This window comes from Phytohabitans maris, assembly GCF_031085175.1.
In the GTDB taxonomy this organism is placed as follows: Bacteria; Actinomycetota; Actinomycetes; order Mycobacteriales; family Micromonosporaceae; genus Phytohabitans; species Phytohabitans maris.
This window is the reverse complement of the sequence record NZ_JAVHUY010000050.1, coordinates 39412-54831: the sequence shown is the minus strand read 5'-3', so window position 1 is coordinate 54831 and position 15420 is coordinate 39412. Positions and strand designations below refer to the sequence as shown.

14 protein-coding genes are annotated in these 15420 nt (G+C 71.3%); 9 read left to right on the top strand and 5 right to left on the bottom strand.

Annotated elements, in window-relative coordinates; all coding sequences use genetic code 11:
* Nucleotides 1-3: 3 nt before the first annotated feature.
* Nucleotides 4-1269, bottom strand: coding sequence for an amidohydrolase (locus RB614_RS36705; protein ID WP_308717301.1), 1266 nt, complete (start codon nucleotides 1267-1269; stop codon nucleotides 4-6).
* 57 nt (nucleotides 1270-1326) lie between these two features.
* Here RB614_RS36705 and RB614_RS36700 point away from each other — a divergent pair, with 57 nt between their 5' ends.
* The gene (locus RB614_RS36700) at nucleotides 1327-1470 is read left to right on the top strand and encodes a hypothetical protein (RefSeq protein WP_308717300.1); all 144 of its coding nucleotides are present in this window, start codon (nucleotides 1327-1329) and stop codon (nucleotides 1468-1470) included.
* Nucleotides 1471-1665: 195 nt separating this feature from the next.
* Here the strand turns inward: RB614_RS36700 and RB614_RS36695 are convergent, their stop codons facing one another.
* The gene (locus RB614_RS36695) at nucleotides 1666-3234 is read right to left on the bottom strand and encodes an acyl-CoA mutase large subunit family protein (RefSeq protein ID WP_308717299.1); all 1569 of its coding nucleotides are present in this window, start codon (nucleotides 3232-3234) and stop codon (nucleotides 1666-1668) included.
* A gap of 181 nt (nucleotides 3235-3415) precedes the next feature.
* On the opposite strand from RB614_RS36695, the gene RB614_RS36690 reads away from it, so the two are divergent.
* The gene (locus RB614_RS36690) at nucleotides 3416-5323 is read left to right on the top strand and encodes a protein kinase domain-containing protein (RefSeq protein ID WP_308717298.1); all 1908 of its coding nucleotides are present in this window, start codon (nucleotides 3416-3418) and stop codon (nucleotides 5321-5323) included.
* Nucleotides 5324-5386: 63 nt separating this feature from the next.
* Nucleotides 5387-7066, top strand: coding sequence for a phospho-sugar mutase (locus RB614_RS36685; RefSeq protein ID WP_308717297.1), 1680 nt, complete (start codon nucleotides 5387-5389; stop codon nucleotides 7064-7066).
* A gap of 118 nt (nucleotides 7067-7184) precedes the next feature.
* Here RB614_RS36685 and RB614_RS36680 read toward each other — a convergent pair whose 3' ends face one another.
* Together RB614_RS36680 and upp are read right to left on the bottom strand one after the other, a co-directional pair.
* On the bottom strand, nucleotides 7185-7883 hold the full coding sequence (locus tag RB614_RS36680; RefSeq protein ID WP_308717296.1) for a GOLPH3/VPS74 family protein: 699 nt from the start codon (nucleotides 7881-7883) through the stop codon (nucleotides 7185-7187).
* A gap of 144 nt (nucleotides 7884-8027) precedes the next feature.
* Nucleotides 8028-8660, bottom strand: coding sequence for a uracil phosphoribosyltransferase (gene upp, locus RB614_RS36675; protein ID WP_308717295.1), 633 nt, complete (start codon nucleotides 8658-8660; stop codon nucleotides 8028-8030).
* A gap of 39 nt (nucleotides 8661-8699) precedes the next feature.
* Between upp and deoC the strand changes: the two genes are divergently transcribed.
* From deoC to RB614_RS36660, 3 genes are read left to right on the top strand one after another with little or no spacing between them, the layout of a single operon-like run.
* Nucleotides 8700-9653, top strand: coding sequence for a deoxyribose-phosphate aldolase (gene deoC, locus RB614_RS36670; protein WP_308717294.1), 954 nt, complete (start codon nucleotides 8700-8702; stop codon nucleotides 9651-9653).
* A gap of 2 nt (nucleotides 9654-9655) precedes the next feature.
* Nucleotides 9656-11080, top strand: a complete 1425-nt coding sequence (locus RB614_RS36665; protein ID WP_308717293.1) for an aldehyde dehydrogenase family protein — start codon at nucleotides 9656-9658, stop codon at nucleotides 11078-11080.
* Nucleotides 11070-11897 (top strand): aldehyde dehydrogenase family protein, encoded by an 828-nt coding sequence (locus RB614_RS36660; protein WP_308717292.1) that lies wholly within the window; start codon nucleotides 11070-11072, stop codon nucleotides 11895-11897. The genes RB614_RS36665 and RB614_RS36660 overlap by 11 nt, the downstream gene beginning before the upstream one ends.
* 39 nt (nucleotides 11898-11936) lie before the next feature.
* Here RB614_RS36660 and RB614_RS36655 read toward each other — a convergent pair whose 3' ends face one another.
* A complete protein-coding gene (locus tag RB614_RS36655; RefSeq protein ID WP_308717291.1) occupies nucleotides 11937-12494 on the bottom strand; it encodes a Uma2 family endonuclease in 558 nt (185 codons plus the stop codon).
* Nucleotides 12495-12683: 189 nt separating this feature from the next.
* Here RB614_RS36655 and RB614_RS36650 point away from each other — a divergent pair, with 189 nt between their 5' ends.
* The 3 genes from RB614_RS36650 to RB614_RS36640 all read left to right on the top strand — a co-directional run bounded on the left by RB614_RS36650 (nucleotide 12684) and on the right by RB614_RS36640 (nucleotide 15409).
* On the top strand, nucleotides 12684-13085 hold the full coding sequence (locus tag RB614_RS36650; protein ID WP_308717290.1) for a BlaI/MecI/CopY family transcriptional regulator: 402 nt from the start codon (nucleotides 12684-12686) through the stop codon (nucleotides 13083-13085).
* A gap of 5 nt (nucleotides 13086-13090) precedes the next feature.
* Nucleotides 13091-14029: a M56 family metallopeptidase gene (locus RB614_RS36645; protein ID WP_308717289.1), complete on the top strand. Its 939-nt coding sequence runs from the start codon at nucleotides 13091-13093 to the stop codon at nucleotides 14027-14029.
* A gap of 117 nt (nucleotides 14030-14146) precedes the next feature.
* Nucleotides 14147-15409, top strand: a complete 1263-nt coding sequence (locus tag RB614_RS36640; RefSeq protein ID WP_308717288.1) for a cytochrome ubiquinol oxidase subunit I — start codon at nucleotides 14147-14149, stop codon at nucleotides 15407-15409.
* The last annotated feature ends 11 nt before the right edge of the window (nucleotides 15410-15420 follow it).

The following is a 15420-nucleotide window of genomic DNA, read 5'->3' as shown; positions in this document are numbered from 1 at the left end:
GGGCTACAGCATGGGGGTCGAGAGGGCGGCCAGGGCGGTGTGGACCATCACCCGGACGCCGTAGCCGATGCAGCGCTCGTCGACGTCGAAGCCGGCCTGGTGGATGTCGAGCGGCGAGGCGGCGCCCGGGATGCCGGTGCCGAGCCGGATCATCGCGCCCGGCACCTGCTCCAGGTAGAAGGCGAAGTCTTCGCCGCCCATGCTGATCTCGGCCTCGACCACCCGGTCGGGGCCGAGCGCGGCGCCGGCGGCACCCGCGATGATCGCGGAGGCCATGCGGTCGTTGATCACCGGCGGGACGCCCCGCGTGTAGATCACTTCCGCGCTGGCGCCGGTGCCGGCGACCACGTCCTGCACGAGCTTCTTGACCAGCTCGGGCGCCTCGCGCCAGGCCTCCCGGTTGAGCACCCGGACGGTGCCCTTGAGGCTGCCCTCGGCGGGGATCGCGTTGTACGCCTCGCCGGCGTGCACCCGCCCCCACACCATCGAGACACCCGCGCGCGGGTCGACCCGCCGGTCGAGCAGCGACGGCACGTCGACGATCACCCGGCCGAGCGCGTGCACCAGGTCGGCGGTCAGGTGCGGCCGGGCGGTGTGCCCGCCGCGCCCGCTGAGCCGGACCTCGACCGTGTCGGCCGCGGCGGTGAACGGCCCGGAACGCACGCCCACGAGCCCCGTGGGGAGCTGCGGCGCGCAGTGCAGGGCGTAGATGCCGGAGACGTCCTTGAGGCCGCCAGCGGCGATCACCTCGGGCGCGCCGGACGGGATCTGCTCCTCGGCCGGCTGAAACAGCAGCCGCACCCGGCCGGGCAGCTCGCCGCGCTCGGCGAGCTGGGACAGCGCGAGGCCGACGCCCAGAAGGATCGTCGTGTGCACGTCGTGACCGCACGCGTGCGCCGCGTTATCCACTGTGGACCGGTAGGGAACGTCCTTTGTGTCCATCAGCGGGAGCGCGTCGAGATCGGCGCGGAGCGCGATCACCCGGTCACCCTCGCCGATGTCGCAGATCACGCCGTTGCCCTTGGGCAGGAAGCGCGGCGAGAGGCCGGCCACGGCGAGCTCGCGGGCCACCAGCGCGGCGGTCTCGAACTCCTGGTTGGAGAGCTCCGGATGAGCGTGAATGTGACGTCGTACGGCTACCAGCTCGGCGCCTCGGGAAGCGAGCCATCGGTCTAGCTGGCCTGGCAGCGGGTCGGCCCCGGGCGGTGTCTCGGGCCAGGACGATGCCAGCGGGCTGCCACTGGAGGACAGCGTCAACGCACTCGTCACGTCGAATTCTCGATCACTGTGGATGGGATGGGACTCGGACAGCCTAGACCCAGAACGGTGACGCTGCGCAACATCGTTCTGGTAGCGGTGGGCTCGCGGAGCGTTACGAAAGCCCTGGTAGACGCGCTCGGCAAGCTGCGGAACACGGTTTGCGTCACCCTCGAACGCTCCCAAGTGTCCCACACCTCCTACAACGCGTGACGGTCTCGTCGGTCACGTCAGCCAATCGACAAACCAGAAAATCTACTCAAATCCACCCGCCTGGGCGAGTGTCGTTCGCGGATGGTCAACAGTGGCACGCCGTACGGCCGGCGCCCGCACATCCCGTCCGTCGATCGGGGATACCCCGTGAGCAGCTCTCACATTCGCGGGATCTCCCAGAAGACCCCGCGAGGATCAGAATCGATCCGACGGGCGGTAGACGCCCCAGACCTCGCGCAGCGCCCCGCTGACCTCACCCACCGTGGCACGCGCGCGCAACGCCTCGCGCATCGGGTAGAGCACGTTTTCCGTGCCCTTGGCCGCCGCGCGCAGGTCGTCCAGGGCGCGCTCGACCGGGCCGGCATCCCGCGAGCGCCGCAGCTCGGCCAGGCGCGCCGCCTGCGCCTTCTCGATCGCCGGGTCGACCCGCAGCGGCTCGTACGGCTCCTCCTCGTCGAGGGTGAACCGGTTGAGCCCGACCACGACCCGCTCACCGGCGTCGATCTGCTGCGCCACCTTGTACGCCGAGGTCTCGATCTCCCGCTTCTGGAAGCCGGTCTCGATCGCCTCCACCGACGAACCGTGCGCGAACACGCGATCCATCAGCTCCACCACCGCGGTCTCGATCTCGGCGGTCATCGCTTCGACCACATAGGACCCCGCGAACGGATCCACAGTGGACGTGAGGTCGGTCTCGTACGCCAGCACCTGCTGCGTGCGCAGCGCGAGGCGGGCCGCCTTTTCCGTCGGCAGCGCGATCGCCTCGTCAAAGCTGTTGGTGTGCAACGACTGCGTGCCGCCGAGCACCGCGGCGAGGCCCTGCACGGCCACCCGTACCAGGTTGACCTCGGGCTGCTGCGCGGTCAGCTGCACGCCCGCGGTCTGGGTGTGGAAGCGGAGCATCCACGACTTCGGGTCCTTGGCGCCGAACTCGTCGCGCATGAGCCGGGCCCAGATCCGCCGGGCGGCGCGAAACTTCGCGACCTCCTCCAGCAGCGTGGTGCGGGCCACGAAGAAGAACGACAGGCGCGGCGCGAAGTCGTCGATGCCGAGGCCGGCGGCGAGGGCGGCGCGCACGTACTCCGCGCCGTTGGCGAGCGTGAACGCGATCTCCTGCACGGGCGTCGCGCCCGCCTCGGCCATGTGGTAGCCGGAGATGGAGATCGTGTTCCAGCGCGGCACCTCCGCCCGGCAGTACGCGAAGGTGTCGGCAACCAGACGCAGCGAGGGCTTCGGCGGGAAGATGTACGTCCCCCGGGCGATGTACTCCTTGAGGATGTCGTTCTGGATCGTGCCGTTGAGCGCCGGCCCGGCCACCCCCTGCTCCTCGGCCACGAGCTGGTAGAGCAGCAGCAGGAGCGAGGCGGGCGCGTTGATCGTCATCGACGTGGAGACCTTGTCGAGCGGGATCCCGTCGAAGAGCAGCCGCATGTCGTCGAGCGAGTCGATCGCCACGCCGACCTTGCCCACCTCGCCGTGCACCATCGGGTCGTCCGAGTCGTACCCCATCTGGGTGGGCAGGTCGAACGCGACGGAGAGGCCGGTGGTGCCGGCCGCGAGGAGCTGGTGGTAGCGCGCGTTGGACTCGGCAGCGGTGCCGAAGCCGGCGTACTGTCGCATGGTCCACGGGCGGGACGTGTACATCGTCTTGTACACGCCGCGCGTGTACGGGTACTCACCCGGCGCACCCAGGCGCGACACGAGGTGATCCGGCAGGTCGTTCTCGTCGTATATGGGTTTGATCGGAAAGCCCGACTCGCTCATTACCGGATAGTAGGGCGGAACCGGGCTCTGTACCGTGAGTGATACGACACAACTTGTACGCTAGGCCTTCGACCAACCACAAGCAGTAAACCCGGGCCCCGCGGCTTTTCTCCGGGCGAACTACCCCGCAAGATAGGGGGGTTGGTTTCCGGCCCCTCGATCCCCCTCGGTGGCATAACCAGTGACTCAGATTCCGACGTGGAGTGGCGGACAAGTCAGCCCCACCAACGGACGCGCGGCACCAGGCACCACCATCGGCGGTCGATACGCCCTGCGTGCGGCCGTGGGACACGGCGGCATGGGCACGGTCTGGCGTGCCGCCGACACCCTTTTGCGGCGAGATGTCGCGGTCAAGGAGGTCATCCTTCCCCCGGGGATGGCGCCCAGCGACCGCGACGCGATGTACGAGCGGACGCTGCGCGAGGCGCGCGCCGCCGCCGCGCTCCAGCATCCAGCCGTGGTGCAGGTCTACGACGTGGTCCACGAGGCCGGACGGCCATGGATCGTGATGGAGCTGCTCGACGCCCGCAGCCTCGCCGACATGATCATCGAGGACGGCCCGGTCGCACCCCGCGCGGTCGCCAAGATCGGCATCGCCCTGCTCGGCGCGCTGGAGGTGGCGCACGCGATCGGCGTGCTGCACCGCGACGTCAAGCCGGCCAACGTGCTGATCTGCACCGACGGCCGCTGCGTGCTCACCGACTTCGGCGTCGCCCGGATGCCGACCGACGTGCAGCTCACCACGCCCGGCATGGTGCTCGGCTCGCCGCACTTCATCTCGCCCGAGCGGGCCATGGGCCAGGACTTCGGCCCACCCAGCGACCTCTTCTCGCTCGGTGTGACGCTTTACACGGCGGTGGAGGGGCGGCCCCCGTTCGACAAGGGTGACCCGATCGAGACCATGCACGCGGTGGTCGAGGATCCACCCGCCCCGCCCACCCGGGCCGGCGCGCTCACCCAGGTGCTCTTCGGCCTGCTGGAAAAGGACCCCTCCCGGCGCTACGACGTCATGCTCTCCCGCAACATGCTCCGCGAGCTGCTCGCCGGACCGCTGGCCAGCAAGGCGCCGGCGCACATGATGACCGATCCGTACGCGGTGGTGCCCACCCAGCGCGCCGGCTGGCAGCCGCCGACCCCGGCACCCCCGCCGCAGCCGAGCGGGCAGATCGGCGGGCGGGCCATGCTGCAGCCCGGCGAGTCGCTCACCGACCGGCTGCGCGAGCTCCAGCAGGGCGGAGCCGCCGCACCGCAGTCCCCCGCGCCGGCCGCCGCCCCCCGCTACGACGACCCCACCGGCGCCTCGCCGACCGCGCCGATCCCGCCGCACGCGGTGGTCCAGTCGTCGGCCCGGTACGACGCGCCCACCGGCGCCCAGCCGGCCTGGGAGCAGCCCGGCTGGGGCCCGCCCCGTGCCCGCCCGGCGGGTGGCCGGGGCGCGGCGCTGGTCGAGACCGCCCGCCGCACCGGCTCCCAGCTCGTCACGACCGTCAAGGGCTGGCCGCGCAACGTCCAGATCGCCGCCGCGGCCGGTGTCGCCGCCGTGGTGCTGATCGGCGGCATCGTGCTACTCAGCGGCGGCGGCGACCCCGAGACTCCGGCACCGGCGGCAAACGCGACCTCGGCACCGGCGGCGCCCGCGTTCGAGACCCAGCGCCACGCCAGCCGCGGCGTCGCGGTCGAGGTGCCGAAAGGCTGGACAAAGAGCGGCGGCAAGGGCGACCAGGTCTTCGTCGACTACATCGACCCCGACGACAAGGGTCGCCGGGTGCGCATCCTTGTCGAAAACTCCAAGTCCGAGCCGATCCGCTTCCTGCAGGCCGCCGGCAACCGCCTGCGCGACAACGTGTCGAAGAACTGCACCCGGCCGTACGCGGAGCTTGGCCTCACCGAGGTCGAGGTCGCCGGCAAGCCGGCCGCCGAGCTGGAGTACACCTGCGGCGAGGGCGGCAGCAAGCGGCACGGGGTGTGGCGGGCGATCGTCGAGGGCGGCAAGGCGTACTCGTTCTACCTGACCACGCCGGAAGACAAGTTCGCCGACAGCAAGCAGATCTTCGACGAGATGGTGCGCACGTTCCAGCTCACCGCGTGACGGCGCCAGGGATCTTTGACCCTCGGTCGCGCGGCGGTAACGGACACGTGCTATCAAAGCGGCATGGAGACCTCAGCGGAATTCGGTGCCGGCGCGGTCGCGGGTGGCCGCAGCTCCCAGCCAGGCGTTGAGGTCCTACGCGAGCGCGCCCTCGCCTGGCTCGAAGACGACCCGGACCCGGCGAGCCGCGACGAGTTGCGCGCCGTGCTGGACCGGCTGCCGGCGAGCGCCGCCGACCTGGCCGACCGGTTCGCCGGCACGCTGGAGTTCGGCACGGCGGGGCTGCGGGGCCCGCTGCGCGCCGGCCCCAACGGCATGAACCTCGCCGTCGTCACCAGGGCGGCGACCGGCCTGGTCGGCTGGCTCGCCGCCCGCGGGGCGCAGGGTCCGCTCGTCATCGGGTACGACGCGCGGCACGGCTCGAAGTCCTTCGCCGAGCAGACCGCGCGGGTGGCCACCGGGGCCGGCCGGAGCGCGCTGGTGCTCCCCCGCCCGCTGCCGACGCCCGTGCTCGCCTTCGCGATCCGCCGGCTCGGCGCGGCCGCCGGCGTGATGGTGACGGCCAGCCACAACCCGCCCCAGGACAACGGCTACAAGGTGTACCTCGACGACGGCGCGCAGATCGTGCCGCCGGCCGACCGGGAGATCGAGGCGGCGATCCAGGCGGTCGGGCGGATCGCGGACGTGCCCCTCGGCCCGGCGGGCGAGGTGCTCGGCGAAGACCTGGTCACCTCCTATGTGGACGGGGCGGTGGCGGTGCTCGACCCGGACACGCCGCGCGACCTCGGTGTGGCGTACACGCCGCTGCACGGGGTGGGCGCGACGGTCCTGGCGGCGGCGTTCGCCCGCGCCGGGTTCAACCGGCCGTCGATCGTGCCGGAGCAGGCCGATCCCGACCCGGCGTTCCCGACCGTGGCTTTTCCAAACCCGGAGGAGCCGGGGGCGATGGATCGGGTCATCGCGCTCGCCACGGCGAACGGCGCCGACATCGCGATCGCCAACGACCCGGACGCGGACCGGTGCGCGGTGGCGATCCCCGACCCGGTCCGGGGCTGGCGGATGCTCCGCGGCGACGAGGTGGGCGTGCTGATCGCCGACCATCTCATGCGGCGCGGCGAGCGCGGGCTGTACGCCACGACGATCGTGTCGTCCTCGCTGCTCAAGGCGATGTGCGCGGCGCGCGGCGTGCCGTACGCGGAGACGCTCACCGGCTTCAAGTGGATCGTGCGGGCGGGCGAGGGGCTGGTCTTCGGCTACGAGGAGGCGCTCGGCTACTGCGTGGCGCCCGAGCACGTACGCGACAAGGACGGCATCACGGCCGCGCTGACCGTGGCCGAGCTCGCGGCCGGGCTGAAGGCGGAGCTGCGTACGCTCGGCGACCGGCTGGACGACTTGGCCGCGGAGTTCGGCGTGTACGTGACCGACCAGCTCTCGGTGCGGGTCGACGCCCCGCACGAGATCCTCGAGATCATGGCCCGCCTGCGGCAGAAGACGCCCGACGCGCTCCTGGACGAGCCGATCGCCTCGGTGGAGGACCGGCTGCCGGATGCAGACGTGATCATCCTGCGCACCGAGACCGCCCGCGTGGTGGTCCGCCCGTCGGGGACCGAGCCGAAGCTCAAGGCGTACCTGGAGGTCGTCGAGCAGGTGGTGGACGACGACGTGGCCGGCGCCCGCGAGCGCGCCGCCGCCTCCGTCCGCGCGCTACGCACCGAGACCGCCGCCGCGCTAGGCATCTGGTAACCACCCCTCTCCCCCTATTGATCAGGGAGCTGGTGGGCGTGTCGCGCGGCGTGTCGCTCCACGAAATCCCTGATCAACTGCCGGGGTCACCTGCGGGAGGGGGCGGCTGTGGGAGGGGTCAGCCGGGCTGAGGGGCCTGGCGGGGGGCGCCCAGCGCCTGGTCGATGGCCTTGGCCAGGGCAGCGATCACCAGGGCGACGCTCGGCCGGATCGTGGACTCCTCCAGGCCCACGCTCCCGGTGAAGCCGGCACCGCCGCCGATCTTCTCCAGCTGGCTGTGCGCCTCCTGGATCTCCGGGCCGCTCAGGCCCAGCGTCGGCTCCATCCGGACCGCGGCGACCAGCGTGGCCAGCGCCGCCGTACGCTCGGCGGGCACCCCTTCGCCGGTCAGCGCCTTGCCGAGCCGCTCCCGCACCTCGGTCTCCACGGACGCGTCGATCGTCGGGTAGCGGTGCAGGTGGACGTAGCCGTCCATGGCGGTCTCGTCGACGTCGCAGATCACCCCGCGGGCGCAGAGGTCGGCCAGCACGCGGGCGCGCAGCCCGTGGCGCAGCCGCTGCACCCAGGACGCGGGCGTGTGCGGCGTGTCGGCGGCGATCCGGGCCAGGACGTCGTCGGCGATCGGCTCGCCCGTGGGCTTGGGGTCGGTGGCGATGATCGTGCCGTCGGAGTACGCGATCCGGCCGGCGAGCGCCAAGTCGACCAGCACGGCCGCGGCCATGCCCAGGTCGAGACCGATCCGGGAGCCGATGGCCTTGCCGGACTCGTTGTCGTACGCGAGTAGCAGCAGTTCCTCGGCCAAGGCAACGGAGCTCACGGCCGTCCTCGCTTCGCCGCGGGCGGCCATGAGCCACTTGACGCCCTGTGCCTGATGATTCGCTCGCTACGCTCGCTCATGAGCCCGAACGGTATCCCCTTGTCGCCAGCGACGCACTCACCCTCTCCGGCGGGCTTTCCATGATCAGAAGCGGGGCATCCCGCCGAACTGGCGGTCACCCGCGTCACCGAGCCCCGGCACGATGAACGCCTTCTCGTTCAGGCCCTCGTCGATCGAGGCCGTGACCAGGCGCAACGGCAGCCCGGAACGGTCCAGCCGCTCGATGCCGGCGGGCGCGGCGAGCACGCAGAGCACGATGATCTCGGTGCAGCCGCGGTCGGCCAGCAGACGGCAGCAGTGCTCCAGCGAACCGCCGGTGGCGAGCATCGGGTCGAGCACGAAGACCGGGTGGCCGGCGAGGTCCACCGGCAGCGACTCCATGTACGCCCGCGGCTCGAACGTGTGCTCGTCGCGGGCCAGCCCCACGAACCCCATCGACGACTCCGGCAGCAGGGCGAGCGCGGCGTCGGCCATGCCCAGCCCGGCGCGGAGCACCGGTACCAGCAGCGGCGGGTCGGCCAGGCGGGTGCCCTGGGTCGGGGCCACCGGCGTCTGGATCGGGAAGTGCTCGACCGCCAGGGTGCGGGCGGCCTCGTACACGAGCATGGTGGTGAGCTCGTGGAGCGCGGCGCGGAACGCCGCCGAGTCGGTGCGGGCGTCGCGCATGGCGGTGAGGCGCGCCTGGGCCAGGGGGTGGTCAACGACGAGAACGTCCACGGCGGTCAACCTACCGCTCTCCTGTCTAGACTCGCGGGTATGACGGCGACAGCGACGTCGGCGGCGCTGGCCGACATAGGGCGCTCCGATGCGACATTGCGCGCTTTCCTGCACGGACTGCCCGGCGTGGACCAGGTCGGCGCCGAGCAGCGGGCCGCCATGCTCGCCACCCGCTCGATCAAGACGACCGCCAAGGCGTGGGCGATCGACCTGGCGATCCGCATGGTCGACCTGACGACGCTGGAGGGAGCCGACACGCCCGGCAAGGTGCGGGCGCTCTCGGCCAAGGCCCGCCGTCCCGACCCGGCCGACCCGTCCTGCCCCGCCGTCGCCGCCCTGTGCGTCTACCCCTCGATGGTGCCGGTGGCGGCGCCGGAGCTCGCCGGCTCCGGCGTCCACCTGGCCAGCGTGGCGACCGCGTTCCCGTCCGGGCAGGCGCCGCTCGACGTCAAGCTCGCCGACACCAAGGCCGCGGTCGCCGCCGGGGCCGACGAGATCGACATGGTGATCAACCGGGGCGCCTTCCTGGCCGGGCGCTACCAGGAGGTGTACGACGAGATCGTCGCCGTCAAGGACGCCTGCGGCGGCGCGCACCTCAAGGTCATCCTGGAGACCGGTGAGCTCGCCACGTACGACAACGTGCGCCGCGCCTCCTGGCTCGCGATGCTGGCCGGCGGCGACTTCGTCAAGACCTCGACGGGCAAGGTGCCGGTCGCCGCGACACTACCGGTGACACTGGTGATGCTCGAGGCGGTCCGCGACTTCCGGGCCGCGTCGGGGCGCCAGGTGGGGGTGAAGCCGGCGGGCGGCATCCGCACGACCAAGGACGCGATCAAGTACCTCGTGGTGGTCAACGAGACCGCCGGCGAAGACTGGCTGCACCCGGACTGGTTCCGGTTCGGCGCCTCCACGCTCCTCAACGACCTGCTGATGCAGCGCACCAAGCTGAAGACCGGGCGCTACTCCGGTCCGGACTACTTCACTGTGGACTGACGATGTTCGAATACGCTCCCGCACCCGAATCACGCTCCATTGTAGACATCAAGCCGTCGTACGGCCTCTTCGTAAACGGCGAGTGGGTCGACAGCGAGGTACGCGACAAGACCGTCAACCCGGCCAACGAAGAGGTGCTCGCCGAGGTCGCCTGGGCCACCGAGTCCGAAGTGGACGGTGCGGTGCGGGCGGCCCGTGCGGCGTACGAGAACGTGTGGTCGAAGATGCCCGGCCGCGAGCGGGCCAAGTACCTCTTCCGCATCGCCCGCATCATCCAGGAGCGCGGCCGCGAGCTGGCCGTACTGGAGTCGCTCGACAACGGCAAGCCGATCCGCGAGTCGCGCGACGTCGACGTACCGCTGGTCGCCGCGCACTTCTTCTACTACGCGGGGTGGGCCGACAAGCTCGGGTACGCGGGCTTCGGCGACGATCCGCGCCCACTCGGCGTCGCCGGCCAGGTCATCCCGTGGAACTTTCCGCTGCTCATGCTGGCCTGGAAGATCGCGCCCGCCCTGGCCTGCGGCAACACGGTCGTACTCAAGCCGGCCGAGACCACGCCGCTGACCGCGCTGGTGTTCGCGGAAATCTGCCAGGAGGCCGAACTGCCGCCCGGCGTCGTCAACATCGTGACCGGCGCCGGCGAGACCGGCCACGCGCTGGTGTCGCACCCGGGCGTGGACAAGGTCGCGTTCACCGGTTCGACCGAGGTCGGGCGGGCGATCGCGCGCGCGGTGGCCGGCACCCGCAAGAAGCTCACGCTGGAGCTCGGTGGCAAGGCGGCCAACATCGTCTTCGAGGACGCCCCGATCGACCAGGCCGTCGAGGGGATCGTCAACGGCATCTTCTTCAACCAGGGCCACGTCTGCTGCGCCGGGTCGCGGCTGCTGGTGCAGGAGTCCATGTACGACGAGGTGCTCGCCGCGCTCAAGCGGCGGATGGCGCTGCTGCGGGTCGGCGACCCGCTCGACAAGAACACCGACATCGGCGCCATCAACTCCGCCGCCCAGCTGGAGCGCATCCGCACGCTCTCCGAGATCGGCTCGGAGGAGGGCGCCTCGCGCTGGTCTCCTCCCTGCGAGCTGCCCGACCGCGGCTTCTGGTTCGCGCCGACGATCTTCACCGGCGTCACCCAGGCGCACCGCATCGCCCGCGAGGAGATCTTCGGGCCGGTGCTCTCGGTGCTCACCTTCCGCACGCCCGCCGAGGCGGTCGAAAAGGCCAACAACACGCCGTACGGGCTCTCCGCCGGCGTCTGGACCGACAAGGGCTCGCGCATCCTGTGGATGGCCGACCGGCTGCGCGCCGGGGTGGTCTGGGCCAACACGTTCAACAAGTTCGACCCGACGTCGCCGTTCGGCGGGTACAAGGAGTCCGGCTACGGCCGCGAGGGTGGCCGGCACGGTTTGGAGGCGTACCTTGACGTCTAGTCGCCTTGCCGTCCGTAAGACGTACAAGCTCTTCATCGGCGGGAAGTTTCCGCGCAGCGAGTCAGGGCGGTCGTATCTCGTGCAGGACGCCAACGTGGCACTGGCCTCGCGCAAGGACGTGCGCGACGCGGTGGTCGCCGCCCGCGCGGCGGTGAAGGGCTGGTCGGGCACCACCGCGTACAACCGGGGGCAGATCCTCTACCGGGCGGCCGAGATGCTGGAGGGGCGGCGCGAGCAGTTCGTGGCGCTGGGCGAGCCCGAGGCCGAGGTGGACGCCGCGATCGACCGCTGGGTCTGGTACGCCGGCTGGTCCGACAAGATCGCCCAGGTGTACGGCAACGCCAACCCGGTCGCCGGCCCGTACTTCAACCTCTCCTCGCCCGAGCCCACCGGCGTGGTCGGCGTGGTCGCCCCGCCCGAGTCGCCGCTGCTCGGCCTGGTCAGCGTGGTCGCCCCGGCGATCGTCACGGGCAACACGGTCGTGGTGCTCGCCGCCGAGGAGCGCCCGCTCGCCGCCGTCACCCTGGCCGAGGTGCTGGCCACCTCCGACCTGCCCGGCGGCGTGGTCAACATCCTGACCGGCAAGCCGGCCGAGACCGCGCCGTGGCTGGCCGCCCACATGGACGTCAACGCGCTCGACCTGGCCGGCGTCCGGGATGCGGCGCTGGCGACGTCGCTGGAGGAGGCCGCCGCCGAAAACCTCAAGCGCGTCCTGCGCCCGCCGGCGACGCCGGTGGACTGGGCCGCCGACCCGGGCACGGGCCGGATGACCGCATTTCTGGAGACCAAGACCGTCTGGCACCCCAAGGGCACTTGATCCCCAGACCCCGCTGCTGACGCTCACGCGCCTCCGTCTCTAGGCGCCCGTCTCCAGCTCACTCAGGACGGCCTGGCCGGTGCGCTCGTAGGCGCCGGAGACGCCGAGCTTGAAATACTCGATGCTGGCGTCTCGCCGATCGGTCGGGTGCCGGTCGACGATCCAGTACTCGGGAATGCCCGCGCCGGCGTAGACACGCGGCTTGACGACGCGGTCCTCCTCCGCCGAGTCGGGCGAAACGACTTCGACGACGAGTGCGAAAGCGGCCGGGTCGTGCCGGGATCGATCGAGGTCGGGCTCCTCCCGGAACACACCCACATCTGGATAGCGAACCTTCCGCTTGCTGATCCGGATGCCCTGCTCCAAGTAGGCGCGCTTGCCCTGCGCGATCAACGCGTTGCACAACCGCCTGGCGATGTCGGCGTGCCACGCCTTCACCGGCGACATCAAGATGAGCCTCCCGTTGTCCAACTCGAAACGGATCCCGGTGTGGGCGAGGGAGGCTCCGAGCTCGTCGAGGTCATCCTCGGAAAGCCCTTCTTGGATGAGGTCGATCGGAAACTCAACCATGGTTGCCACTCCACTCACGCGGCTCATGCTGTCATCGTACGGGTGTTCCTGTCCGCCCCGCTTGTCCCGATCAAGGGCTTTTGCGTCGATCAAGGACTCCAGCCGCAGGACACGTGCCTGAACAGTAGCCGTCGGCCCTCGATCGAGAAGTGAGCATCGAGAAGCGAGCACAGCGAGAGGGGCGGCTGGTCCCGAAGGGTCGGTAGGATTCGGGGCGTGATGCGGCTGGGTGAGTTGGAGCGTGCGGTGATGGACGTGCTGTGGGATCGCGGCACGCCGTTGACCGTGCGGGAGGTCGCCGAGGCCCTGCGCAACCGGGAGCTGGCGTACACGACTGTCATGACCGTGCTGGACCGGCTGGCCGGCAAGGAGATGGTGGAGCGGGAGCGGGCCGGGCGGGCGTGGAGCTACCGGCCGGCGGCCAGCCGCGAGGCGTATATCGCCCAGCTGATGCTCGACGCCCTCGACCTCTCCAGCAGCCGCGACGCGGCGCTCGTGCGCTTCGCCCGTTCGGTGAGCGGCACCGAGGCCGAGGTGCTGCGGGCCGCCCTCGCCGAGGAAGCCGCCGGCGGTAAGGGCACCACGTCCGGCGAGGAAGCCGCGGACGGGAAAGACTGACCGCCATGGTGTATGCGGTGCATTTCGCCGTCGCCGTGCTGGCGTGCTACCTCATCGCCCAGGTGCTCACCCGGTCCACGTGGACCTACGACTCGCCCCGCGTGGCGATCATCTGCTGGCAGGCGGTGGGGCTCGCACTGGGGTTGGCGGCGATCGGGCTGCCGCTCGCGGTCGGCCTCGCGCCGTACGAGGACGGCGTGGGCGACGCGCTGATCCGGCTCGCCTCCGGTGAGCTGGCGCCGGGCTTCGGGCTGGCGCACGCGGCGCTGGTCGCCGGCGGGTTCGGCGTGGGCGGGGTGCTGATCGGCACGACCGTCATCTGCGGACTGCGCGCGCTGAGCGCCCAGCGCCGCCACCGCGACCTGCTCACGCTCGTCGCCCGCGACGACCCGGCCGCGCCGGGTGCGCTGGTGCTCGACCACCCGAGCGCCGCGGCGTACTGCCTGCCCGGCGTGCGGCCGACCGTCGTGGTCAGCGCCGGCACGCTCAGCCTGCTCGACCGGGCCCAGCTCGCGGCGGTGCTCAGCCACGAGCGGGCGCACGCCGACGAGCGGCACGACCTGGTGCTGCTGCCGTTCACCGCGCTGGTCCGGGCGCTGCCCTGGGTCGAGTGGGTGCGGGCCGCGCGCGACACCGTGGCGCTGCTGGTCGAGATGCGCGCCGACGACCGGGCGCGGCGGCTGCACATGGACGGCGCGCTCGCGGCCGCGCTGCTTCGCTTCGCCGCGGCTCCCTCACGGGTGACGCCGGCGGGCGCGCTCGGCATCGCGGAGGGCCCGGCCACCCGGCCGCTGCCGATCACGCTCAGCGTCGCCGACAGCCATCTCGACGCCCGCGTGCGCCGGCTGCTCACCAGCGGACGCCCGCCGCGCATCCGGGGCGCGGTCGCGCTCGGGATCACCGCCACCCTGGTCGTCACGACCGTCGCCCTCTTCGTCGGATAAACCCGCGGCACACACCGGGTGGGGCAGCACTGTAGAGTCATCTACTACAAAGTGTCGTAGTTATAGGTAGTTGTTCTACATGTAGGCTGACTGAAGAGAGCCGACCCGGGAGGGCCCATGGACCCGCTTCTCCTCGCGCGCCTTCAGTTCGCGACCACCACCTCGATCCACTTCCTCTTCGTGCTCGTCACGCTCGGCCTCGTCACGCTGCTGGTCTACCTGCAGACCGCGTGGGTCGTCACCCGCAAGCCGGTCTACGAGCGGCTGACCCGCTTCTGGGGCACGTTTTACCTGGTCAACTACGCGCTCGGCATCACCACCGGCATCGTCATGGAGTTCCAGTTCGGGCTGAACTGGAGCGGCCTGTCCCAGTACGCCGGCAACGTCTTCGGCGCCCCGCTCGCGATCGAGACGCTGGGGGCGTTCTTCCTGGAGTCCACGCTGCTCGGCATGTGGATCTTCGGGTGGCAGCGGCTGCGGCGCGGGGTACACCTCGCGCTCATCTACGGCGTCGCCATCACCGCCTACGCGTCGGCCTTCTGGATCATGGTGGCCAACTCGTGGCTCCAGCACCCCGTGGGGTACGAGGAGGCCGGCGGCATCGCGCACCTCACCGACTTCGGGGCGCTGCTGCGCAACCCGGCGTTCGGCAACGCGTTCGGGCACGTGGTGTCGGCCGCCCTGACCTGCGGCGGCTTCCTCGTGGCCGGGATCAGCTCGTGGCAACTAATCCGCCGCACCCCGGACTACGAGGCGTTCCGCCGGTCGCTGCGGATCGGCGTCGTCACGGCCAGCGTGGGCGTCACGCTGGTGATGGGCTTCGGCTTCGCCCAGTTCGGCTACCTCGGCCGGATCCAGCCCACGAAGTTTGGCGACGACGGGGACAAGGCCGCGGCAGCCGCCGACTTCGCCGCCCGCTTCGGTGGCAGCCCGGCCGACTACCTGCCGCCGACCTGGGTCGGAGCGCCGCTCGGCTTCATGATCCTCATCGCGTTCACGCTGATGTGGGTCTGGGTCTTGATCCCTTTCTTCTTCCGTGACTGGATCATCAGGCTGAAGGCGCCGCTCTACCTGCTCCTGGCCGCGACCCCGCTGCCGTTCGTCGCGGCGATCTTCGGCTGGCTCTTCCGCGAGATCGGCCGCCAGCCCTGGACCGTCTACGGCCTGCTACCCACCGAAGACGCGGTCACCCAGACGAGCGGCGCGGTGCTGCTCACCTCGTTCGTCGGCTTCACCGTGCTGCTGCTCGGGCTCGCCGTCGCCGACTGGCTGCTGCTCGCGCGCGTCGCCCACCGCGGCACGGCCGACCCGGCGCTCGGCCGCCGGCCGGACGAGCCGGTACCCCAACCCGCAGACCGGCCCGACCCGGTCCTGGCCTGACGGGAGGCACA